The sequence below is a fragment of the Chimaeribacter arupi genome, assembly GCF_002858805.1.
Taxonomy (GTDB): domain Bacteria; phylum Pseudomonadota; class Gammaproteobacteria; order Enterobacterales; family Enterobacteriaceae; genus Chimaeribacter; species Chimaeribacter arupi.
Genome location: NZ_PJZI01000006.1, coordinates 105665 through 128277, shown reverse-complemented (window position 1 = coordinate 128277; position 22613 = coordinate 105665). Strand labels below are relative to the sequence as shown.

The window sequence follows — 22613 nt, the reverse complement described above, 5'->3', positions numbered from 1 at the left end:
TTAACTAAATATGTATTTGGAATTACTTTCACACAAAGATGCTCATTTATTGTCATATTTGGCTTAAGTTGTGCACACTGCGTGACTATTTTTCACTAACGCAAATTTTTCTGCCAGCCGGCGGCTGGGTGATGCCGGGGGCTGATTGTTACATCATGGGTTGCTCTTTCTGCTGGATCACAGTCTTCCACACGCCCCACGCAGAGAGCAAAGTAATCACCGACAGGCCATAAAACAGCAGGCTATAGGCGTGGTTATACGTGGCCATCAGTACCTGCCGGGGCACCGCCGGCAGCAGCCGGGCAGCCTGTTCAACATTGCCGCCGCCCAGCCAGGTGGCCGCGTGTTTGATGGCCCCCGGCGGATAGCCGGTGACGTCCCCCATCAGCTCCCGCTGATTAACCATCGCCAGAAATGCCATGACGACGGCCAGCGCAATGCCCTCCCCCGCGACCCGCACCGTATTAAATAACCCCGCAGCCATGCCGGCCTTCTCAACAGGCACGGCAGAGACGGCCAGCCCATCCATCAGCCCCCAGGGCAGCGCCGCGCCTGCACCGGTGATAAACATCGCCAGAATAAGCATGGCGCTGTTATCGCTTTGCATGACCTGGCTCAGCAACAGCAGCCCCGCCGTGGAGACCCCCAACCCGATGACAGAAATAATGCCGGGCGTATGCCACCGGGTCAGAAACGCAGCCAATGAAGGCAAGACCAGCATCGGCCCCGTCAGCGCCAGCAGAAAGAGCGCACTTTTTGTTTCACTGAAGGCCTCACCGCCCATGAAACGCAGGGGAAGAATAATCAGCAGCACCACGTAGCAGTAGCAGGTGGCCACCGGCAGCAGCAACACCCCGGCAAAACGTGGATGGCGTAAAAGGGAAAGCTCAAACACAGGATGCTCTGCGCGTTGGCAGCGTATAACAAACCCTGCGGTAAATAGCATAAACGCGGTAAACACGCCGATCACACCAGGGGAGAAAAGCCCCTGATCCGGGATAAGCATGATCCCCAGGGTGAACAGGATCAGGGCCGTACTAAACAGGACAATCCCGGCGATGTCGGTTTTTTGCCGGGGCGGTTTTGCCGAACCCGGCAGAAAAAGCGCCCCGGTCAGCAAAGCGATTCCTGACAGCAGCGCCAGCATCAGGTATACCCCGCGCCAGCCAGACAGATCGGTGATGGTGCCGGTGACCAGCGGCCCGAAGGCCAGCCCCGCCCCGAACAGGGTGCCGAGCAGACTGAACGCCTGGGCCCGGGCGGGGCCGTCATACAGCCGGGCCAGTGCCGCACTGCCGCCGGCCAAGGTCATGGCGGCCGCCATACCCTGCACCGCCCTGAGCGCACCGGCCACGGGGGTGCTGCCCGCCGGATAAATCAGCAGGCAGCTCAGGGTAAACAGGGCCAGCCCGCCGATCAGCACCCGTTTTCTGCCGGTGAGATCGGCCGCCACACCGGCCGCCAGCAGGAAACTGCCGAACGTCAGCATAAACCCATTGGTCAGCCACGCCAGAGAAGCGGGGCTTCCTCCCAGTTCATGGCCGATTGCAGGGGTCGTGACCACCCCACCGGTAAAGCTCAGCGGTAACAGCATTGCCGCTAAAAATACCGGGGCGGCGGCAATGTGCGGGGAAGAAAAGCGAAATCGTATCATGGGGGTGCCTTTGCCTGAAAAAGGGAGCAGATAGCGGCCATGCTATTGCAGAGGTCAGGCGGGATAAATAGACTGGGGATCCCTTCTTTAAAGACAAAAAGTTTATAATCCATGGACAGCTTCACTTCACTGACTTCCTTTGTCCGCACCGCAGAAACGCTCAGCTTTGTTCAGGCTGCGCGGACATTAGGCATTTCAGCCTCTGCGGTTGGGAAAAATGTGGCGAGGCTTGAGAAAAAACTCGGCGTGCGGCTCTTTAACCGCAGCACCCGCAGCGTCAGCCTGACGGCGGAAGGGGCGACGCTCCTGGCTCGCTGCCAGTCTATCCTTGAGCAGTTGCGTGAGGCTGAAGCGGAACTCACCACCGCCGTGAGCCACCCCACCGGCACCCTCAGGGTCTCATTTCCGGTGATCGGCTATCGCTTGATGCTGCCGCTGCTGCCGGCGTTTACGCAGCGTTACCCAGGGATTGACCTGGATCTGGATTTCAGCGACCGGCTGGTCAATGTGATTGATGAAGGGTTCGATGTGGCCATCCGCAGTGGGGAGATCGGTGATTCACGGCTCACGGCAAAAACGCTGGGGCATTTCCGTTTTGTGCTTTGTGCCAGCCCCGCATACCTTCAGGCGTATGGGGAACCCCGCACCCCGCACGATTTACCCTCACACAAATGCATTCTGTTCCGCTTTCCCTCCACCGGTCTGATCCAGGCATGGGATCTGAACGCGTACCGCGTCACCGGCGAGTTCAGCGCCCTCTCCCTGCTGACGCTGAACAATATTGAAGCCATGGTGGGGGCCGCCCTGTCTGGGCTGGGCATCTGTTATGTGCCGGATTTCGTTGTCAGGGAGGCATTGAAGCAAGGGCAACTGATCCAGATTCTGCCGGGCTATTGCGACCGCCGGAGCCACTTTTCGGCATTGTGGCCGGCCAGCCGGTACCTTTCCCCCCGCATTCGCTGTTTCATCGATTTTCTGTCTGAACACTGGCAATAACCCCCTGCCGTGCGGCACGGGGGCGATATTGTCAGCGCAACCCGCCGGAGGCTACCAGCCGCTCGCCGGTCAGCCAGCGGGCATCATCCGAGGCCAGGAACACGGCGATATCCGCGATATCTTCCGGCTTCCCGCCGCGGCCGAGCGGGGTCAGCGTCACCAGGTTTTTTTCCATGTCGGAACCGGTGATCCCTGCGGTGTGGGTGCCCTCAGTTTCGGTGTAACCGGGGTTAAGCGAGTTCACCCGGATGCCGCGCGGCCCCAGTTCACGCGCCAGCACGCCGGTGATGGCATCCAGCGCGCCCTTGGTGCCGCTGTAGACGGCCGTCATCGGCGGCGTCAGCTCCGTGGTGCCGGAGCCAATATTAATGATGCTGGCCCCTTCTTTCAGATGCGGCACCGCCGCCTGCGTCACCAGCAGCACCCCCAGCACGTTGATGTTGAACTGGTAATGGAAATCCTCTTCGGTAATCTCTTCAATCGGCGCGAAGGCGTAGACCCCCGAATTGTTCACCAGAATGTCGAGGTGCCCAAACGCGTCGATCGTGGCATCGACCAATGCGGCGGCGGCCGCCGCCTGGGAGACATCGCCGCCCACCGCCACCGCCTTCCCGCCGGCGGCGTGGATCGAAGCCACCACTGCGTCTGCCGCGTCCCGGCTGTTGGCATAGGCCACCGCCACGGCCGCCCCCTGTGCCGCCAGCGCTTTCGCGATCGCAGCCCCGATGCCTTTTGATGCGCCGGTAACCAGTGCCACTTTTCCTTCCAGCTTCGCCATAACGACCTCGTCTGTGTGGTTATTTCTGTTTAGGGTGGAATGAACATCGCGCCGCGTTCAGCGGCAACCCATTGAATATGGGCCTGTGGCAATACTATGAGCGTAATAAACAGCGCTCAGGTGGTCAATTTTTCACCTGAGCACGGTATGTGGGCAGGGCGGGATCACAACATTATCCCGATCCCAGCTTATTTCCTGTTTTCCAGCCTTTTAAAAAGTGAAATGGACCATTGAAAAATACCGTACTAAGTACTATATTTTGAGCAGTAATCAGCGTCAAATGTAAGGGAAAGTGATAATAATAACAGGGAATTAAAGATGAAAATTTATACGACCTTTCTCTTTGATAAGAGCTTAAAAAAACAAAAAATTAAAGATGAAATCCTGTGCGAGATTGCAGGTGAAATTAAAAATGGATTGGTGGATGCCCAATTGGGTGGGCATGTTTATAAAAAACGTATTCCCCTTGGCAATAGCGGTAAGCGGGGCGGCGCACGTACAGTTATTGCTTTTCACCATGAAAGCCATTTGTTCTTTATAGATGGATGGACAAAAGCGGACGTGCCAGATGATGGAACAAAGGAAATCCCGGATGATGAGCTGGAAGTCTACCGGCGCTTAGCGCGGGATTTGTTGGCAGCGTCTGATGAAAGTATCAGCAAAGATATTGCTGAAAAGAGATTGAGAGAGGTTAAATGTCATGAGCAGACTGAAACAACTACATGAAATGGCGCAAGCATTCAACAAGTCAGGCACTGTCTCTGATGAAACCGTTGAATTTATTGGTTCCCGCTTAAAAGCGCAGCAATTGCGTGAAAAAATGCCCAAGCCGGAAGAAATGGACGGCACAGCAATCCGTGCGTTGCGTGACCAGCTTCATATTAGCCAGTCCATGCTGGCTTATACCTTGAATATGTCTGTTGAGAGCGTTTCAAAGTGGGAGCGTGGTGAGAAAAAGCCCAATGGCGCAGCCCTGCGAATGCTGGACATTCTCCGCCGCAAAGGCCTCAGCGTTTTTGCACAATAACCGGACAGAACAAAAAGCCCCTTTACGGGGCTTTTCCTTTCTAAAACAGTTATCTCGTTTCTTTTCCCTGTTCGCATTAAAAACGCGATTACCCCCTATAGTCCGGCAGGGCAGGTGCGGGCATCTGCGCCATAATCCCTTTCAGGTGATCGCTGAGGCATTGGTGCAGTTGCCGTATGGCGGGGGAGAACTGCTTGCGGTGCGGGCAGATCAGGTGCAGCGGCGTGATTTCGCCGGGGTGGTCCGGCAGCAGCACCTTTAAACGCCCGGCCAGCACGTCATCACTGAGATCAATCCAGGATTTATAGACAATCCCCATGCCATCCACCGCCCAGCGGCGGGCGATGTCGGCATCGTCACACAGCATCCGGCTGTTCACCGTCAGCTGGCGCGGCGCGCCCTGCCCCGGAAACAGCCATTTGTCATACGCCTGGCCGTTCAGGGTGTAGAGCAGGCAGGCGTGGCGGGGAATGTCATCCAACTGTTGCGGCTCGCCATGCTGTTGCAGGTAACCCGGTGAGGCAGCCAGCACCCGCCGGTTATCCGCCGCCAGCGGCAGCGCAACGTAGCGGCTGTTGTCCAGCGCGCCGTAGCGGACAGCCACATCCACCGGATCGCGGAACATATCACTGCGCTGGTCAGACAGCGACAGCCGCAGGGAGAGGCCGGGGTGCGCCTTGAAAAAGGCCGTCATTACCGGCAACAGGATATTGCGGCCGATATCAGAAGGCAGCGCGACTTTAAGCTCGCCCTGCAACGCCTCCTCATTGCCTTGCAGGCTCTCTGCGCCCGCCTGCACCAGTGCCAGCAACTCCTGGGCATAGGGCAAATAGGTTTCGCCTTCGGCCGTCAGCCGCAGGCTGCGCGTGGAGCGCACAAACAAGCGCTTATCCAGATCACGCTCCAGCCGCTGCACCGCGGCACTGACCTGCCCCGGCAGCAGATCCCCTTCACGGGCCGCGCGGGAAAAGCTGCCGAGCGCGGCAGACCGGACAAACAGCGCCACATCGTCAAGCCGGATCATACGTTCTCCTTGCTGACCAGGCTCATGGCGCGATCCAGGCGGCGATGCACTCTTTCATCACCCGCAGCCGTTCATCCAGCGCAGCTTTTTCGCTGAGATCTTTCTGGTAGAGAATCGACAGCGTGGACTGGTTAATCAGGTAGAAGAAGCCGAGGGCGGAAATGTTGATGTTGAGTTGCATCACGTCGATGCCGCTCCGTACCGTGCCTTCAGCCCGGCCGCGCGCCAGCAGCGCCTCGGTGATGCTGATCCAGCTTTGGTTTACCTCCACCGCCACCCCGGAGGTTTTGAGGTGGCGTGCTTTCAGCTGGTTTTCACTGTTGAGCAGGCGGATAAACTCCGGGTTTTTCAGGTAATAGTGCCAGGTGAACTCCACCAGCATCAAAATCGCCTCGTTGGCGGGCAATGCCTCCAGTGAGAGCGCCGCCTCCTGTTCGCGGATGTCGCGGTAAGCCGCTTCCAGCACATGGGTAAACAGCACATCTTTATTGGTGAAATAGTAATAGATCAGCTGCTTATTGGCGCAGGCCCTGGCGGCGATGCTGTCAACCCGCGCGCCGTCAAACCCTTTCTCGGCAAACTCCGCGCGGGCCGCCTGAAGGATGCGCTGCTGCTTGTCTGCCGCATCATGTTTCTCCGTAACGCGCCTGATAACCACTCCGTTTCCCTCACTCTTCTCGACAGGTTTCAGCATTATAGTGCCCTATTTCCCCGCTAAAACAAGCCTGCGCTCTTTTTCAACCAACTGGTTGGTTATGTGAAACGGATCACCACGGCGCGGTTTGCCAGCTTCTATAGTGTGGTTGTCAACCGGTTGGTTGAATGAGTATGGCGTATCCCCCGCCGCCGGCACGGGCGAACACAGCGTGATGACGCCTGCATCACACCCCGCGCAGTGGCCTGACATCTTCTACCCCGAGGTGAATGAATGGCGCAGATCCCCGTTGGCATCATCATGCATGGCGTAACCGGACGGATGGGCAAAAACCAGCACCTGATCCGGTCGATCGTGCAAATCCGTGAACAGGGCGGCGTGCTGCTGGCAAACGGCGATCGCCTGATGCCCGACCCGATTCTGATTGGCCGCAATGAAGAGAAAATCGCCGCACTGGCGCAGGCGCACGGCATTGCCCGCTGGGGCACCAACGTCGATGAGGCGCTGGCCAACCCTGATGACATCCTCTTCTTTGATGCGGCCACCACCCAGGCGCGCCCCGCCCTGCTGAAAAAAGCGATCGCCCTGGGCAAACACGTTTACAGCGAAAAACCGGTCGCGCTGGGGCTGGAAGACGCGCTCGATCTCTACCGCGCCGCGCGCGAAAAAGGGGTCTGCCACGGCGTGGTGCAGGACAAACTCTGGTTGCCCGGCCTGCAAAAGCTGCGCCTGCTGAATGAGGCGGGCTTCTTCGGCAAGGTGCTGTCGGTGCGCGGTGAATTCGGCTACTGGGTGTTTGAGGGCAACCTGCAACCGACCCAGCGCCCCTCCTGGAACTACCGCAGCGAAGAGGGCGGCGGCATCATCCTCGACATGATCTGCCACTGGCGCTATGTCATCGACAACCTGTTTGGCGAGATCAAAAGCCTGAGCTGCATCGGCGCAACGCATATCCCGACGCGCTGGGATGAACAGCAAAAACCCTATCAGGCCACGGCGGATGATGCGGTGTACGCCACCTTTGAACTGCATAACGGCGCGATCGTGCAGATCAACAGCTCCTGGTGCGTGCGCGTGCGGCGTGACGATCTGGTGACCTTCCAGGTGGATGGCGTCAACGGGTCGGCCGTCGCCGGGCTGACCGACTGCTACACCCAGGCGGCGGTCAATACCCCGAAACCGGTCTGGAACCCGGATGTGCGCCAGACTCACAACTTCTTCAACGACTGGGCCACCGTGCCGGACACCCAGGTGTATGACAACGCCTTCAAGGTGCAGTGGGAACTCTTTTTGCGCCATGTTTGGGGCGAGGGGGATTACCGCTGGGGCCTGCTGGAAGGGGCGAAGGGCCTGCAACTGGTGGATCTGGCGCTGAAAAGCTGGCAAGAGCGCCGCTGGGTCGATGTGCCCGCACTGGAGGGATAAGAAGATGATGCAGACACCCGATCCTCACAAACTCTCTTTGAATACCGCCACGGTGCGCCGCCAGTGGGATCTGCGCCAGATCATTGAAGGCTGCGCGCGCCATGACATCCGCGGTATCTCGCCGTGGCGCGATCAGGTCGCCGCGCTCGGGTTGCAGGAAACCGCCCGGCTGATCCGCCTGCATAACCTGGCGGTGACCGGCTACTGCCGCGGCGGCATGTTCCCGGCCGCCGGCCCGGAGGCACGCCGGAAAGCCCTGGAGGACAACTACCGCGCCGTGGAGGAGGCGCTGACCCTCGGCGCGTCCTGCCTGGTGCTGGTGGTCGGCGGGCTGCCCGGCGGCTCAAAAGATCTGGCCGGTGCACGCCAACAGGTACGCGACGGGCTGGGCGCGCTGCTGGACTACGCCCGGCCGCGTGGGATGCCGCTGGCGATTGAGCCGCTGCACCCGATGTATGCCGCCGACCGCGCCTGCGTCAACAGCCTGAAACAGGCCAACGATCTCTGTGATGAACTGGGCGATAACGGGCTGGGCATCGCGGTTGACCTCTACCACACCTGGTGGGACGCCGATTTCCACCGCGAAATTGCCCGCGCCGGGCCTCATAGGCTGCTGGCGTTCCATATCTGTGACTGGCTTAACCCCACGCAGGACATGCTGGAAGACCGCGGCATGATGGGCGACGGGGTGATTGATATCCGCGGTTTCCGGCAGGCGGTGGAGGCGCAGGGCTACCGCGGCTATCACGAAGTGGAGATTTTTTCCCGCCTCACCTGGTGGGAGAAAGATCCTGATGAGGTGTTACGCACCTGCAAAATGCGGCATTTGCAGCACGGTTAATATTCCAATGAGTCTCTGACAGCGCTGAACAGCGGTTTTCGTCGGTCAACAGGCATGGCGAGGAAAATATGACTACCGATACCCGGAAAATGGTTCTGGTTACCGTCCTGTGCGGACTGGGCTACATGATGTATTCGGTTGATCGCATGACGGTGTCGTCGGCGATTGGGCTGATTGCCACGGAATTTGGCCTCGGCAAAGGCGAAAGCGGCATCCTGCTCTCCTCTTTCTTCTTTGGTTTTATTCTGTTCCTGTTTGCGGCTGGCATCATCGCCGACAAACTCAGCGGCAAACCGGTGCTGATCCTCGGGTTGATGATGTTCTCGCTGGCGACCCTGTTTACCGGGTTTGCAGGCAGCCTGACCAGCCTGATCTTCTACCGGGTAATGACCGGCATCGGCGAAGGGATTTTCTGGCCGGCCGCCTCGCTGGAGGTGGCGAACGTCACCAGCGAGAAACAGCGCACCACGGTGATGTCCCTTTACTGGATGGGCTACCCGATTGGCGGCTTCCTCGGCACCTGGATGGGTGCGGTGCTCGGCCCGGTGTTTGGCTGGCGGGTGGTGTTCTACGTCGCCGGGGCGCTGGGGATTGTGGTGGCGCTGCTGTATGCGGTGCTGGTGAAAAATGACCGCAAACCCGCTGACCTGATCGCCCGGCAGGCGGCGGAGAAAGTGCCGTTGCGCACGCTGTTCCGCCATGCGCCGGTGATGATGATGGCGCTCTATTACTTTGTGCTGCTGGCGGGCTGGTGGATTGTGCTGCTGTGGGCGCCGAGCTACCTGATGCAGGTGAAAAACCTGACGATCGGCACCGCCGGGACGATAGCCAGCCTGCTGGGGCTGACCGGCGCACTCGGCGGTTTCCTGCTCGGCCGCTACTGCGACAAAGGTGATTTCCTGCGCCGCCGCACCATTCTGATGGCAATTACCGTGGTCAGCGCGCTGTTAATGGCCGCGATGGTGCTGACGCTGTCGGTGCCGGTGGTGATTATGCTGGTGATGCTGCTGGGGTTCCTGGGTTACCCCATCACGCCGATTGTGCTGTCCATCACCGCTGAGCTGGTGCCGCCCTCGCTGCGCGGCTCGGCCATCGGCTTTGTGATGAACATGGGCATGGCAGCGGGCGGCATCTCCCCGATTATCGCCGGCTATTTCGCCCAGCATTACACCCTGCAACCGGTCTGGCTGGCGGCGGCGCTGGTTATCCTGGTCAGCAGCCTGGTGCTGTTCGGCGTGCGTAAATTGCCCGTGGCCACCCCGCACCCGGCAGAGCGTGACCCGCGTGCGCATCTGGCCCGGCATTAACCCGCAGATCCCCAAGGAGCCTGTCATGACCCTCAGCAATCACGTGCATTTACTGGACAGCCAGGGCCACGTTTACCGTTACGACGTCAAGGGCGCGCCGCGCTGGCAGGTGCCGCCCCAGCCCCGCTTCAACCGTGAGGTGTTTGCCGCCGCCCATGTGGTCGCAGACCCACGGCAGATGCAGCACCCGACGCGCGATATGGCGCTCGACTGGGAGGCCACGCTGGCCTATCGCCGCCACCTGATGTCACTGGGTTTCGGCGTGGCGGAAGCGATGGATACCGCCCAGCGCGGCATGGGGCTGGACTGGCCCACCAGCCTGTTGCTGATCCAGCGCAGCGTGGCCCAGGCGAAAGATTTTCCGGGGGTGGCCATCGCCTGCGGCGCAGGCACCGATCACCTGACCGGCTTCACCGGGCTGACCCTGACGGCGGTGATTGACGCCTATGAGCAGCAGGTAGCAGCGATTGAAGCCTGCGGCGGGCGCATTATCCTGATGGCCAGCCGGGCGCTGGCGGCCATCGCCAGGGGGCCAGAGGATTACCTTCAGGTCTATGACGCCATCCTGCGGCAGGTGCGGGAGCCGGTGATTTTGCACTGGCTCGGTGACATGTTCGACCCGGCGCTGCACGGCTACTGGGGCACCGACAGGCTCAACGACGCGATGGAGATTTGCCTGTCGGTGATTGAACGCCATGAGGCTCGCATCGACGGCATCAAGATTTCGCTGCTGGATAAAGATCGCGAGATCGCGATGCGCCGCCGCCTGCCCGGCCGGGTAAAAATGTATACCGGTGACGATTTCAACTACCCCGAATTGATCGCCGGGGACAGCCGGGGCTACTCCCACGCGCTGTTGGGGGTTCTGGACGCGATTGCCCCGGCGGCGGCCGGGGCGTTGCACGCGCTGGCGCAGGGCGACCGGGAGACCTACCAGCAGATCCTCGCGCCGACGCTGCCGCTGGCCCGCCATATGTTCGCCGCGCCCACCCAGTATTACAAAGCCGGGATAGTCTTCCTCGCCTGGCTGAACGGGCATCAGAACCACTTCACGATGCTGGCTGGTATGCAGAGCGCCCGCAGCCTGGCGCACTACAGCGCGCTGTTCCGCCTCGCAGATGAGGCCGGGTTGCTGGTGAACCCTGACCTGGCCGCGGAGCGAATGGGGCTGCTGGGCAGGCTGCACGGGATGTAGCCCATTAAAAACCACATCGGGCTGTCATCAGGTAATTGATGACAGCCCGCATCAGACACTTATATCGGCACACACATTATTGTATGGCGAGATCAAACGCGATATCACAGCCATAATCATCAATCATTACCCACTGCTGGGTTTGATACGCAGCAGAAATCATAGGCGGGAGCGTCGCATATAACGCTTGATCAGCCGGTGACGGATCGGAAGAGAATGACAGCGTTGACCATTTTTGGACGCCATTCTCATCAACCCATCCATAGCTAAATCCTGAGTAATACAGGTGCATTGAGGTGATTTTTGCTTTTACCGCACTCATGGCAGATCCTTTTTCCAAAAGTTATTATAACAATCTCATTAAAATGACATGGTGATTCAGACATCACCTGCTCGCCGCCTGAAAATTAATTTATTCAGCCAAACAGGGGGTTAATACCAGCGCTGACCCTGTCAAAGTGTGATAATTATCTCACCCTAATAAAAAGTTACATAATGGCAATAATTTCATGCCCTATTGCATTAGTTTTAAATGATCCAGAAACAGACATACCCTATTATTTTTTCACCCATCCCTGACGAATTAATATCAAAGGCCGTACTTTCCTTTTATTGTGCCTCTTTGCCTCCTCTGCCAGCTATTTAACGGCGTAACACTATGAGCACGTCATCTCTCTGAATTCCCCACCAATCCGCCACTCAATTACTGACCACCGCCCCCGCCACCCTGCGGGGGCGCGTCGCCCATACTAACGCCCCGACAATCAGCAGGCCGCCCAACAGATCGTCGAGGTATTGCCGCAATGGGATTACCAGACCTCGTACTACGGCATGTCATGGATCCTCTACCACCCGAACCGTTTTCTGCCGCCGAAATGCCGGGTGCTGATCGATTTCCTGGCGGAGAAAATTGCCGATAACGATGTGAATCGCCGCGCCGGCCGTTAAGCAAAAGGTGATGCGTTTCAGGTTCACGCTCATCGGTTGATTGCCTCGCCAACGGGCCAGAGAGTGTCATGAGGCGCAGCGGGTGTTTAACAAGCTGTTTTAATCAGACAGGGAGACAGGCATGTTTTTAATCCGATCAGCCGGGATACAGGATATCGGGAGGTTACAGACGCTGTTCTTACAGCTGGGCTATCACACGAAACGGGAAACCGTTGAAGCCCGTCTGAAGGAGGCCGAGGGGCGCGATGACATTCTGGTGGCGGAATCAGGAAGCGTAGTGCGCGGTGTGGTGGTTATCCATTTTATAACACCCGTGCATGAAGAGGGGCGCTGGGCTGTGATTTCTGCGCTGGTCATTGATGAGGCCTGCCGGGGTGAAGGCCTCGGCCAGGCCTTGCTGGCAGAGGCGGAACGGCTGTCGCGCCAGCAGGGGTGCACGCAGATAGAACTCTCCAGCAGCGAACGCCGGACCCGCGCCCATAAATTCTATGAAGACAATGGCTATCACGAGGTCAGGAAACGGTTTGTTAAGCCGCTGGCTGCCCCCTGAAAACGGGCCTGCACTGCACCAGATGATAAGACAAACCCTGTCCGCCACAGCCTGATGTCTGCAGGCTGTGGCGAAGGATAAACCGTCAGCGGCTGATGCTCGCCTTCAGGGCATCAATAGACGTCTGCAACCCTGCCTCCACGCTCATGGTCAAATCCTCCATCTCCAGCGAGACATCACCGTCATAACCGGTCATATGCAGCACGGAGAAAAATTCCTTCCACCACTGCAAATCCTGGCCGCAGCCGACGGCGACATAGTTCCAGGTACGCGTTTTGGTGTTCGTTACCGGCTGGTATTCCAGCAGCCCGTCAATCTCCGCCAGGCCACGTTCAATGCGCGCATCCTTGCCATGCACGTGATACACCGCGCCCTCCAGTTTGCGCGCTGCCGCAATCGGGTCAGCGCCCATGACGATAAGATGGGAAGGGTCAAGGTTCATCCCGATCATCTCATCAACGCTGTTGCGCAGCCGCAGCAAAGTGCCGGCGTTGTACACCAACTGGCTGGGGAACGCTTCAAGCGCAATCTGTTCAACGCCGTGCTGCCGGGCGTGCTGCGTGAAGGCTTTCCACCAGGGGATCGCCACCTCGTGCCATTGGTAATCGATAACACCCGGCATGTAATCCGGCCAGGAGACCGTAGAAGTGATCCAGTTCGGGACGCTGTCCCCCGGGCCGCCGCCGGGCAGGCCGCTCATCATAACGATTTTCTTCACGCCCAGTTTGCCGGCCAGTTCTACGGTTTTATAGCTGCTCAGCGTATGTTTTTCCCCCAGCTCGCCCGGCGCGAGCGGGTTACCCGAACAGTTCAACGCCACAATGTTCATCCCGCGCGTTTGCAGTTCCTGGCGGAAAGCGGTGAGTTTTTCAGGTGACGCCAGCAGTTCTTCCGTTTTCACGTGCGGACAGGGCGACCAGCCCCCGGCGGTCATTTCTACGCCGGTAATGCCGTAGCTTTTCACTTTATCCAGCATGTCAGGAAACGATAAGTTCGCCAGCACATCAGTACAGATCGCAAGTTTCATGTGTCATCCTTTATCAGTCATGTCTACATTGTTAAACAGCCTGGGTAACGCCGCTGGCGTCACTGTTTTTCAAACTGTTCAATAAAGTCTTTTTTACGGGTTGCCTGCGCCAGGAGCGTCGTTTTTAATTCATCACCCAATAAATCTGCGATATCCGCTAACACCTGAAGGTGCTCGTTATGTTTCGCCGCGACCGCCACCACCACGAATGCGACTTTCCCGGCTCCCCAGCTCACGCCCTGAGGAAATTGGAATAGATGGAAGCCGGTTTTAATGACCAGATCGATGTTCTCTTTCGCACAGTGAGGTAATGCAACGCCTGCCCCTAAATAGGTCGATACACTCTTTTCACGTGCCATCATCGCCTCGAAAAAGCCCGTTTTCGCAAAACCGCTCTGAATGAGCGCGTCAGCAGCGATTTTTATGGCTTCTTTTTTAGACGGTGCCCGGCAATTAAGAAAAATATTTTCTTCAGACAAATTCAGCATATTCCGCTCCTGTGCAATGCCACGCCGCGGGCGAACCCTCGCGACGTGCCTGCCCTGCTCCGTGAGTGAAACGATTAACTCTCTGAGAGTGGCTGGTATAACGCCGGGCGCGCCGGGATGGTGACATCATGTTTTAATCCATCGTTCAGCGAGGCGATGCCGGCATCACACACCAGCGCCACCAGGTAACCATCCCACGACGAGGGGCCGGTCATGCCGCTGCCGCTCTTTACGCGATCAACAAAATTCTGTACTTCGCGATCGTAAGCGGTGGCAAAGCGTTCCATGCAACTTTGAGCGATATGCCGCCCCACCCCATTGGCTGAACGGGTAACGGTCAGGGCTTGTTCTGTCAGGCTCGCGATGGCATTTTCGCCGATCACTTCACAGCGGATGTCATACCCATAGTGGCAGTTAACGAATAGCTCATCATCGATACGGACACCCGACTCGGTTTCAAAAATAACAATGAGCGGGTCTTGCAAATGACCTAAAGCCCGGCTGGTTTTTTTGCGCGGCTTATCTACCCGGACAGAGACAATATTTTCATTCAGCAGATAATGGATAATGTCTATTTCATGGGTCGCTGAGTCGTTTATTGCCATCTCAAGGGTGTAGCTTTCCGGCACCGACGGGTTCCGGTGCGCGCAATGCATCAGTAAAATCTCGCCTAACTCCCCCGTCCCGATGCTCTGTTTCAGTGCCTGGTAACCTGGGTCAAAACGTCGCATAAAGCCAAGTTGCAGCAACCGCTTACCATAGCTGACTTCGGCTTCAATAATTTCCCTGGCGTCAATCGCGGTGGGGGTGAGCGGTTTTTCACAAAAGACAGGTTTCCCGGCTTTAATGGCCGCCAGGATTTGCTCTTTATGCACCGGGCCGATGGAACAGATAAATACCGCATCAACCAACTCTGAATTGATCATCTCAATGGCATCATAAAAAGGGGTGACGTTATATTCCTGCGCCAGCGTATTGGCGACACCGCTGTTGATATCGCAGATGGCAGTGACATTGGCATTGTTGATGACCTGTTTGAAACGTTGCAAATGATCGCGGCCAATCATGCCTAAACCAATTAATCCGATATTTACCGACATGGTTATTTACCTCATTATCATGGATCAGAAACGGAATTTATTTTCAATTTGTTCTAATGAAAGCCCACGAGTCTCGGGCAGAAATTTAAACAGCAGAATAAGCATAATGACGTTTGTTGCCGCAAAGAACCCGAAGGTCATACCGCCGCCATAATGATTCAACAGAATGGGGAAAACAGACTGAATAATAAAGTCGAATATCCACAGGCCGAAAACGGCGATCCCCATGCCCAGGCCACGCATACGCAGAGGGTATATCTCCGCCAGCATCAACCAGAATACCGGGGCGATCCACCCCTGCATAAACACCAGGAACACCAGCATTAACCCGAGAATGATATAACTTGCCCCGGCGAAATTAGCGTGCACACTTTCGATGCCGTTTAGTGTTTCGGAATGGAAAAAGACCTTAAAAGAAACGCCAATCAGGATCAGGCTGAGGGTTACCCCGATCTGCCCGGTAAAGAACATTTTCCTGCGCGAGTGCTTTCCGATTAACAGCATACCCATCAGCGTGGCCAGAATAGAGACCACCCCGTTAGCGACCGCCCCGGTGACTGCGGCGGCATCGCCTAAGCCCGTGGATTTCAGTACGGTCGGCGCGTAATACATGATGGTATTCACCCCTGTGACACGCGTCGCCAACACAATCATCAGGCCGATCAGGATAAGTTGGATCACCCAGGGTTTTTTAAGCTCGTCAAACAGACTCACCTTGACGGAATCAATCTGGATGATTTTCTGAATCTCTTTGATTTCCTTCTGCACTTCGCCGGGCGAGCGCAGCGTTTCCAGAACCTTCACCGCTTTTTCCGTTTCTCCGTGCCGCATAAAGAAGCGGGGTGACTCCGGCATCATCAGCATACCCACCCATAACAGCGCACCGGGCAGCGCGGGGATTGCCAGCATAATCCGCCAGTTATGGGACATTTCAGGATAGAGATTGACGATAGCGGCATTCACCGTATAGGCCAGAAACTGGCCGGTGACGATCATCAGCTCATTGACGGTGACCAGACGTTCGCGCTGTTCAGGCCTGGCCAGTTCGGAAATGTAAATAGGGACGGTGACTGACGCACAGCCTACGGCCAGCCCCAGTACAAAGCGCGCCACGATCATCGAGGGCACATCCCACGCGCAGGCCGTGCCGAGGGCACCAAAGATAAAGATAGCGGCGACCCACAGCAGGTTCTTGCGACGCCCCTGCTTATCAGACAAATAGCCGCCAAATAAGGAACCTAATGCCGCACCAAATAAAAGAAAGGAGGTAATGAACCCTTCCTGAACCGGCGTCAGACCCAGATCATCTTTCATGAAAATAAGCGCGCCGGATATTACGCCGGTATCATAGCCAAAGCAGAGTCCGCCGATCGTTGACACCAGCGTAATAAACTTCATTCGGTCAGGGTTTTTCAGGGTGGTTCTATTAAGCAGGTCAGTTTTATTATACATGTTACTACCCCATCTGGTTTTTAAGGTGTTAACCGGCATAGGCATGATAAATGTGGCCAGGGTGACGCCTGTGGGCTTTTCCTTTCACAAGGTAATAAAGCAATACCCTACTGTTCATCTCATGATAAATAACCCACCCTTAAGGTGATGCATTAACATCCAGGCCAACCTTTTGCGCGGGAAAACGCCTGTCTGGCTTATCTGTGGTTAATCCCGTTTTTATTCGGCTCCGGCAATGGATGAAACAAGATTACCCCCAATTGAAAATAAAAAACCATTCTCATTGAGATCGAAATTTTCATACCGTGCAGGAGATCAATTTTTTGTATTAAGAAAGCAGGTTTCAGTGATGTGGGTCACAAGCGCAAAGTTAATCATTGATTTAGCAAGAATGAAGATATTTCCCGTGACTGCGCCCTCTTTACCCTGTCCCGCTTTTATGGGTGCACAGGCCTGAGCATATAAAATAATGACTCCTGCTTTATCAGGGGGATTTATCAAATATCACTATCAGGAGCGCTCCCCTGCCTGGAATAGAAAGTCTCTTATTCCACGGTAACGCTAACAGGCCCCTTTATGCTGTTTTGAAGAGAAACCGCCTTTTCCCACTTCATTAACCATGCGATTAATGCGCCTTTTTTTTCCCGGTGTTGCCCCCTATTTTTTAACGTGGTTTTTCTCAGGCAAGAGAGGGCAAAAGCGGAAAGGTTTTTTCATAGCAGTAAAAATGTGACCCAGATCATAAATAAGCGGCAGCAAGATTTTCGCAAAGCAAAAATCATCCTTTTTGGTATAAATAAATTCACCAAGTTGTTATAAATCAGTTAATTAAATTTTAGTAAAAAGCAAATTTGATGACTACTGCCCGGCGTGGCAGTGCAAGAATAGCGCTGAACGTTAAGGGAGAAACCATGCTGACATTCTGCGTGAATGAACATCCTGTGTCGGGCGGATATGAGAATGGCTTCAGACCCAGGCTGATGTTTATCTGTAAAGCGGAAGGCCGTGAGGCCGCAACCCCGCGGGTGATGCATAAACATGACGAGCGTTTTGAACTGCTGTTTATTACGCAGGGCAGCGGGATGTATAACATCGATGGGCAGAGCTATCCGGTAAAACAGGGGGATTTACTGCTGTTTAATGCCGGTATTTTGCATGATGAAAACCCTTATCCTTCCGATGATTTACTGATATTCAGCTGCGGTGTCGAACAGCTGAAATTTGAGGGGTTACCCTTAAATACGCTGACACCACGCGGCCAGATGGCTGTGATGCCGGGCGGGGAACATTGTGATGAAATCCGGCATATTTTTTATCAGATGTGGCATCACGCCGGCAGTAATAAACCTTACTCCAGTGATATAGCAAACAGCCTGTTGAGTGCATTACTTCTTATGTGCCGGGGACTCTGGATTGAACACCACCAGACGTATGAAAGCCCCACCCTGGCATTAGGCCAGAAAATTAAAAACTTTATTGATGAGCATTACAAGGATGAGCTCTCTTTCACGGCAATGACCTCCGCCCTGGAGATGAACCGGTTTTATCTTGCCCATGTGTTTAAGGCCTTTTCCGGTTATTCGCCGAAACAGTACCAGACCCGCCGCCGTATTGGCGAAGCACAATCCCTGTTATTGAGCACGGATTTAGGCGTGACGGAAGTGGCGAATGCCGTCGGCTACGATAACGTCAATAATTTCCACCGGATATTCCATAACCTGGTGGGCATTCCCCCGGCACGGTATAAAAAGTTCTGGTTAACCGGCCAGGTAAAACGTTAAATGCCCCGCTTCCCCCTGCCACTCTGGGCAGCGGGGGAAACGGTGACGCCCGCGGGCGTCAGTCGTGATCTTTTCCATTCGCCAGGCAGCCGACCCTGATGGCGCCCGGCTGAGAGTCATCGCCGCCCATACAGGCTGCCGAGACGGTATGGGACGCGCAGATCACCGAGAGATGGCTCAGCCCCTGCGGCATATTCCCGCAGCATTTCTGTTTATGGACGTTATACATCTCGCTCATGATCCCGGCGTTTTTCCCCTGGCTCAGCGTCTCCAGCACCACCTGCATGGCGTGTTCCCCCTCGTCATGCCGCCCCAGCACCGCCAGCGCCTCCGCCATCCAGAACGCACAGGCAATAAAGGTGTTTTCCTCTTTTTGCACATCGGAGTAGCGGTAGATCATCATATTGTCCGCCCCCAGCTCCTCGCGCAGGGCGTCCAGCGTGCTGAGCATCCGGCTTTCGGACACCTGCTTGCCGTACTGGTGCATCAGCGCCACGGAGGCATCCAGCCGCGTGGTGCCGGGCCAGAAGGTGTACGCCTGGCGTTCGTCTGACCAGCAATGGGTTTCGATCCAGTCGCGGATGCGATCGCGTTCCCGCTCCCAGCGTTTTACCCAGGTGGGTTCGATATAACCGCCGTCAGCCAGGCGCACCGCCTGATTCAGCGCCACCCAGCAGGCCATTTTGGACTGGGTATAGTGCTGCATCTCCGGCAGCTCCCAGATGCCGCAATCCTTTTGCAGCCAGGTATCCGCACAGCGGTTTGCCAGATGCCCCAGCAGCCGCGAGGTGTGCAGGTCCAGCACGTGGCCCGCCTCGGTAAAGCGGGCGGCGGTGTCCAGCACATCGCCGTAGTTGCACAGCTGAAGCTGATCGGCAGCATTGTTTCCCAGCCGCACCGGTTGCGCACCGCGATACCCCTGTACCGGCACAAACCGCTCCTCCGGCACGCTGGTGCCGTCCAGCCGGAAACAGGTACGCAGCTCGCCCCCGTTGGCGTTCAGCGCGGCAGCCAGCCAGGAGAAAGCGGCCTTACAGTCCTCCAGTGCGCCGATATAGATAAACGATTTAATGATCATGCAGGAATCACGCACCCAGGCGTAGCGGTAGTCGTAATTCTTGTCATTGCCCTCGCCCTCGGGCAGGCCCAGGGTCGCGGCCGCCGCCAGCGCCCCGGTCGGGGAGTACCAGAGGAATTTCAGCGCCAGCGCTGAACGCCGCACCGCGTCCTGGTATTTCCCCTCATAGCACAAGCCGCCGACCCAGCTCCGCCAGGCGAGATCGCTGGTGTCGATGCGCTCATCAATCCGCTCCAGACAGGGCACCGCCAGCGGCTCATCTTTCGTGACCAGCAGCGCCGCCAGGTAACGATCGCCTGCGGCCACCGTGAACACCGCACGCGTCCCTTCATCGTCGCACTCGGTATGGTGCCTGATCTCCTCACTGGCCCGCAGCATCAGCAGCAGCGCGCCGACATTCCAGACGGTGCCCTGGGAGGTGTGGTGCGCCCACGGCCTGCGGGTGTCGGCGGCGGTGCCGATTTTCAGCCGCAATGATACCGGGACGCGCCCTTCCAGCCCCTCAATACGGCGGGCCAGCTCATTCCACGGCAGCGGGCCGGCCAGGGTGCTGTTGATGGATTCGGTGATTTTTATCCGCCCGCTCGCGGTTTCATACAGGGTTTCGAGCACGTTGCTGTTTTCGCGGTAGTGCCGGGTCATGCGGTACGGCTCATCCGGCGTAATCTGAAAATAGCCGCCGTGCCCGCTGTCCAGCAGCCGGTCGAACAGCGGCGGTGAATCCAGATCGGGCACACACCACCAGTCTACCGAGCCATCCGGTGCCAGCAGCGCCACCGTGCGCCCCTCGCCCACGGCGGCGTAGTCACCCAGATCGCAGAACCCCTCATTGTCCCGGAAGGTCTCCATATCGTGATGCATCAACATACGTACATCCTTAAAAAGTCAGGCAAAAGACCTGGTTTCCGGCCTCTGTCACACAGTACGTCTGTACTGCCCTCACTGCCTGTTCCGGCCTGAACGGCAGCCCTTCAGCCACACTGTCTGGGCGGCGCGGGGTGACAGCGTCACCGCACTTCTTACAGCATGGTCTATGATTGATTGGCATACGCAGCATCCCGACGCAGAATCAACCACTTGCCGGCCTACCTACAGCATAGTCAAGGATTGGTGACACCGAAATTTCATGCCGCTCATGCCGTCGTGTAAAAACGCTGACGTACTCATCATTGCAGTGCAGAAAAGTCCGTACTTTTGAGAACGAGGAAAGCATGTCGAACAATAAGCCTTTTGAAATCACAACAGGGTCTGGCCAGGTGCTTGGCGCCAACTTTGATGGTCAGGGTGTTAATTTTGCGCTCTTCTCAGCCCATGCGGAGCGCGTTGAGCTTTGCCTTTACGATCCCAGCGGAAAAACCGAAATCGCCCGGCTGGAGCTGCCGGAATATACGCATGAAGTCTGGCACGGCTATGTGCCGGGCCTGAAACCGGGCGCACTTTACGGTTACCGCGTGTATGGCCCTTACGATCCGGAGAACGGCCACCGCTTCAACCCCAACAAGCTGTTGATTGACCCTTACGCACGCGAGCTGGCCGGGGACATTGAATGGAATGAAGCGCATTTTGCCTATGATTTGTTGCATGAAGATAAAGACCTGACCTTTGATGCCCGTGACAGCGCCCCCTTTACGCCGAAGTGCCGGGTGATTGACCCCGGCAACGCCCGGCAGGAGACGCAGCGCCCGGCGATCCCGTGGTCAGACACGGTGATTTACGAGACCCATGTCAAAGGGTTTACGCAGCGTAACGGCGCACTGCCGCGCGAGCTGCGCGGCACCTTTGAGGGCATGGGCCATAAGGCCTCGGTGGAGTACATCAAAAGCCTCGGCATCACCTCGGTGGAGCTGCTGCCGGTGCACTGGTTCCCGGATGACCAGCACCTGCTCGACCGCGGGCTGAAGAATTTCTGGGGCTATAACACCCTGGGCTTCTTCGCCCCTGCCTCGCGCTATTACGGGCCGAACGGCATCCAGGGGTTCCGCGATATGGTGCGTGCCTACCATGACGCCAATATCGAGGTGATCCTCGACGTGGTGTACAACCACACGGCGGAGGGCAACGAACTTGGCCCGACGCTGTCGTTCAAAGGCATCGACAACTTCTCCTATTACCGCACCCTGCCCGACCAGCACCGTTACTACATCAACGACACCGGCACCGGGAACACCGTGAACACCTCGCACCCGCGCGTGTTGCAGATGATCATGGATTCGCTGCGTTACTGGGCGGAAACGATGCACATTGACGGCTTCCGCTTTGACCTCGGCACCATCCTGGGCCGTGAGCCGGAAGGCTTCGACCAGCGCAGCGGCTTTTTCGATGCGATGATGCAAGACCCGGTATTGTCCAAACTCAAGCTGATTGGCGAGCCGTGGGACATCGGCCCCGGCGGCTACCAGGTCGGCGGCTTCCCGCCGGGCTGGGCCGAGTGGAATGACAAATACCGCGACACGGTGCGTGAATACTGGAAAGGCGATAACGTCACGACCGATTTCGCCGCCCGCCTGCTCGGCTCCGGTGACCTCTACGACCAGCGCGGCCGCCGCCCGTGGGCAAGCGTCAACTTCATCACCGCCCATGACGGCTTTACGCTGAACGATCTGGTGTCATACAACGACAAGCACAACGAGGATAACGGCGAAGAGAACAACGACGGCCATAACCATAACCGCTCGTACAACTACGGTGAGGAAGGGCCGACCCGCGACCAGGGCATCACCACGGTGCGCGAGCGCCAGAAACGCAACTTCCTCGCCACGCTGTTCTTCTCCCACGGCACGCCGATGCTGCTGGCCGGTGATGAGTTCGGCCGCAGCCAGCAAGGCAACAACAACGGCTATTGTCAGGACAGCGACATCTCCTGGATCCACTGGGATGACCTGTCAGACAACGATCAGGCACTACGCGAGTTCACCCGCCGGGTCATCAGCCTGCGCGCCCAACAGCCGCTGCTGCGCCGCGAGAACTGGCGCGACGGCATGGACATCAAATGGTTCAACGCCGGGGGCGGTTTCCAGCGCGAGGAGCAGTGGGATGAAGGCTCAACCATTGGCGTGTATATCAACCGGCCTGACCTTGAGTCGCAAGAGGGCATCTGGCACGACATGCTGATGCTGTTCAACCCGTTTGAAGGCAATGTGCCGTTCCGCATTCCCCAATTCGGTGAAGGCGGCTGGGTGCTGGAGCTGTCCACCTCAGACACCGCAAAACCGGGGATTGTGATCACCAAAGAGAAGGATTTCGAGCTGGAAGGGCGCAGCATTGCGCTGTTCAGACGCCCGTAACCG

At 57.1% G+C, this 22613-nt stretch carries 21 protein-coding genes; 11 read left to right on the top strand and 10 right to left on the bottom strand.

Annotated features, from left to right (window positions below; genetic code table 11):
• Window positions 1-148: 148 nt before the first annotated feature.
• Window positions 149-1654 (bottom strand): MFS transporter, encoded by a 1506-nt coding sequence (locus CYR52_RS05715; protein WP_101828160.1) that lies wholly within the window; start codon window positions 1652-1654, stop codon window positions 149-151.
• A 111-nt stretch (window positions 1655-1765) separates the two neighbouring features.
• On the opposite strand from CYR52_RS05715, the gene CYR52_RS05710 reads away from it, so the two are divergent.
• Window positions 1766-2650 (top strand): LysR family transcriptional regulator, encoded by an 885-nt coding sequence (locus tag CYR52_RS05710; protein WP_072929300.1) that lies wholly within the window; start codon window positions 1766-1768, stop codon window positions 2648-2650.
• A gap of 31 nt (window positions 2651-2681) precedes the next feature.
• Here CYR52_RS05710 and CYR52_RS05705 read toward each other — a convergent pair whose 3' ends face one another.
• Window positions 2682-3428, bottom strand: a complete 747-nt coding sequence (locus CYR52_RS05705; RefSeq protein WP_101828159.1) for a glucose 1-dehydrogenase — start codon at window positions 3426-3428, stop codon at window positions 2682-2684.
• A gap of 318 nt (window positions 3429-3746) precedes the next feature.
• On the opposite strand from CYR52_RS05705, the gene CYR52_RS05700 reads away from it, so the two are divergent.
• The gene (locus CYR52_RS05700; protein WP_101828158.1) at window positions 3747-4154 is read left to right on the top strand and encodes a type II toxin-antitoxin system RelE/ParE family toxin; all 408 of its coding nucleotides are present in this window, start codon (window positions 3747-3749) and stop codon (window positions 4152-4154) included.
• Window positions 4129-4455 (top strand): helix-turn-helix domain-containing protein, encoded by a 327-nt coding sequence (locus CYR52_RS05695; RefSeq protein ID WP_072929307.1) that lies wholly within the window; start codon window positions 4129-4131, stop codon window positions 4453-4455. Before CYR52_RS05700 ends, CYR52_RS05695 begins: the two co-directional genes overlap by 26 nt.
• 88 nt (window positions 4456-4543) lie before the next feature.
• On the opposite strand, the gene CYR52_RS05690 is transcribed toward CYR52_RS05695, so the two are convergent.
• Entirely contained in the window at window positions 4544-5479 is a 936-nt protein-coding gene (locus CYR52_RS05690) for a LysR family transcriptional regulator (protein ID WP_101828157.1), read from the bottom strand.
• 22 nt (window positions 5480-5501) lie between these two features.
• Window positions 5502-6137, bottom strand: a complete 636-nt coding sequence (locus tag CYR52_RS05685; RefSeq protein WP_072929310.1) for a TetR/AcrR family transcriptional regulator — start codon at window positions 6135-6137, stop codon at window positions 5502-5504.
• Window positions 6138-6407: 270 nt separating this feature from the next.
• Between CYR52_RS05685 and CYR52_RS05680 the strand changes: the two genes are divergently transcribed.
• The 4 genes from CYR52_RS05680 (at window position 6408) to CYR52_RS05665 (ending at window position 10902) form a co-directional block, all read left to right on the top strand.
• A complete protein-coding gene (locus tag CYR52_RS05680) occupies window positions 6408-7559 on the top strand; it encodes a Gfo/Idh/MocA family protein (RefSeq protein ID WP_101828156.1) in 1152 nt (383 codons plus the stop codon).
• Between the two features lie 4 nt (window positions 7560-7563).
• Window positions 7564-8400: a sugar phosphate isomerase/epimerase family protein gene (locus tag CYR52_RS05675; RefSeq protein ID WP_241522391.1), complete on the top strand. Its 837-nt coding sequence runs from the start codon at window positions 7564-7566 to the stop codon at window positions 8398-8400.
• A 68-nt stretch (window positions 8401-8468) separates the two neighbouring features.
• Window positions 8469-9707, top strand: coding sequence for an MFS transporter (locus tag CYR52_RS05670; protein ID WP_101828155.1), 1239 nt, complete (start codon window positions 8469-8471; stop codon window positions 9705-9707).
• 25 nt (window positions 9708-9732) lie between these two features.
• The gene (locus CYR52_RS05665) at window positions 9733-10902 is read left to right on the top strand and encodes a dihydrodipicolinate synthase family protein (RefSeq protein WP_101828154.1); all 1170 of its coding nucleotides are present in this window, start codon (window positions 9733-9735) and stop codon (window positions 10900-10902) included.
• A gap of 76 nt (window positions 10903-10978) precedes the next feature.
• On the opposite strand, the gene CYR52_RS05660 is transcribed toward CYR52_RS05665, so the two are convergent.
• Complete coding sequence (locus CYR52_RS05660; RefSeq protein WP_072929321.1) at window positions 10979-11224, bottom strand: hypothetical protein; 246 nt, start codon at window positions 11222-11224, stop codon at window positions 10979-10981.
• 473 nt (window positions 11225-11697) lie between these two features.
• Between CYR52_RS05660 and CYR52_RS22605 the strand changes: the two genes are divergently transcribed.
• Both CYR52_RS22605 and CYR52_RS05655 read left to right on the top strand, forming a co-directional pair.
• The gene (locus CYR52_RS22605) at window positions 11698-11850 is read left to right on the top strand and encodes a hypothetical protein (RefSeq protein ID WP_165698465.1); all 153 of its coding nucleotides are present in this window, start codon (window positions 11698-11700) and stop codon (window positions 11848-11850) included.
• 121 nt (window positions 11851-11971) lie between these two features.
• Window positions 11972-12400, top strand: a complete 429-nt coding sequence (locus CYR52_RS05655; protein ID WP_101828153.1) for a GNAT family N-acetyltransferase — start codon at window positions 11972-11974, stop codon at window positions 12398-12400.
• A gap of 85 nt (window positions 12401-12485) precedes the next feature.
• Here the strand turns inward: CYR52_RS05655 and CYR52_RS05650 are convergent, their stop codons facing one another.
• The 4 genes from CYR52_RS05650 to CYR52_RS05635 form a co-directional block, all read right to left on the bottom strand.
• Window positions 12486-13427, bottom strand: a complete 942-nt coding sequence (locus tag CYR52_RS05650) for a sugar phosphate isomerase/epimerase family protein (protein WP_101828152.1) — start codon at window positions 13425-13427, stop codon at window positions 12486-12488.
• A 59-nt stretch (window positions 13428-13486) separates the two neighbouring features.
• Window positions 13487-13915: a PTS mannitol transporter subunit IIA gene (locus CYR52_RS05645; RefSeq protein WP_072929327.1), complete on the bottom strand. Its 429-nt coding sequence runs from the start codon at window positions 13913-13915 to the stop codon at window positions 13487-13489.
• A gap of 74 nt (window positions 13916-13989) precedes the next feature.
• Window positions 13990-15015, bottom strand: coding sequence for a Gfo/Idh/MocA family protein (locus CYR52_RS05640; protein WP_101828151.1), 1026 nt, complete (start codon window positions 15013-15015; stop codon window positions 13990-13992).
• Window positions 15016-15039: 24 nt separating this feature from the next.
• On the bottom strand, window positions 15040-16467 hold the full coding sequence (locus tag CYR52_RS05635) for a sugar porter family MFS transporter (protein WP_175578989.1): 1428 nt from the start codon (window positions 16465-16467) through the stop codon (window positions 15040-15042).
• Between the two features lie 911 nt (window positions 16468-17378).
• Here CYR52_RS05635 and CYR52_RS05630 point away from each other — a divergent pair.
• Entirely contained in the window at window positions 17379-18248 is an 870-nt protein-coding gene (locus CYR52_RS05630; RefSeq protein WP_101828150.1) for an AraC family transcriptional regulator, read from the top strand.
• A 58-nt stretch (window positions 18249-18306) separates the two neighbouring features.
• On the opposite strand, the gene CYR52_RS05625 is transcribed toward CYR52_RS05630, so the two are convergent.
• The gene (locus CYR52_RS05625; protein WP_241522390.1) at window positions 18307-20193 is read right to left on the bottom strand and encodes a glycoside hydrolase family 15 protein; all 1887 of its coding nucleotides are present in this window, start codon (window positions 20191-20193) and stop codon (window positions 18307-18309) included.
• A gap of 344 nt (window positions 20194-20537) precedes the next feature.
• Between CYR52_RS05625 and glgX the strand changes: the two genes are divergently transcribed.
• Entirely contained in the window at window positions 20538-22610 is a 2073-nt protein-coding gene (gene glgX, locus CYR52_RS05620; RefSeq protein ID WP_072929336.1) for a glycogen debranching protein GlgX, read from the top strand.
• Window positions 22611-22613: the final 3 nt, after the last annotated feature.